This window comes from Psychrobacter sp. 1U2 (assembly GCF_051847575.1).
The window spans coordinates 1-721 of the sequence record NZ_JBPYDC010001063.1; the positions used below are offsets into that span (position 1 = coordinate 1).

The following is a 721-nucleotide window of genomic DNA, read 5'->3' on the forward strand; positions in this document are numbered from 1 at the left end:
TTGTCCACCGCGATCGGTCTTAATGATAGGCGTGTCTGTATGCTGTAGTATGTGCTCTTCTTTACCTGCCTGACCTAGGGTATAGACATCATTATGATCAACTATCCATAACTCATCAGGCGTACGTAAGCTTTGCTCTTTCTTTAAAGCAATGCGCTCAAGTGTGCGCTCAAGCATCGCATTATGAGTTGCATTATAGTCTGCAGAAGATAATGACTTACTGACAAGCATATCGCTTATTTGTGAAGCCTGTTGCGATGTTTCTTGTGAGGTTGTTTGCATAGTTTTTAGTGTGTGCTTTGGCATGAGGGTCAGCTTCTTATTGTGGTAGGTGCAATTTGTCGTATTTATGATTTGTTTAAGAGAGAATAATACATAATTAAAGATAATAACGAGTTTAGCAGTTTTTGCTATTATCACCCAGTCTGTAGATGACAGCTTATTTTATAAATAGGTTAATGTAGCCAAGTACTGCTTTAAAAGACAGCTGGTGCAAACCTATCAGTATGTGAATCAACCTTTTCATTCCTCACTCGATACGCTACATTAAGTAGCAACTGGCTAGAGTGCTTTCACTTTAGCATGTATGACAAGGAAGCAACATGACAGATAATGACCAAACTATAAACAGCGAAGCGATAAATAATCAAACGTCAATTGACTCTCAAAAGCCATTGAGTATTATTACGACGATAGCGCAATTACAAGCAAATTTTTCGCG

General features: G+C 38.4%; 1 pseudogene. It reads right to left on the bottom strand.

From position 1 onward, the window contains the following. A pseudogene (locus ACS8FD_RS20400) lies at positions 1–231 on the bottom strand (octanoyltransferase); the annotation flags it as partial. Positions 232–721: the final 490 nt, after the last annotated feature.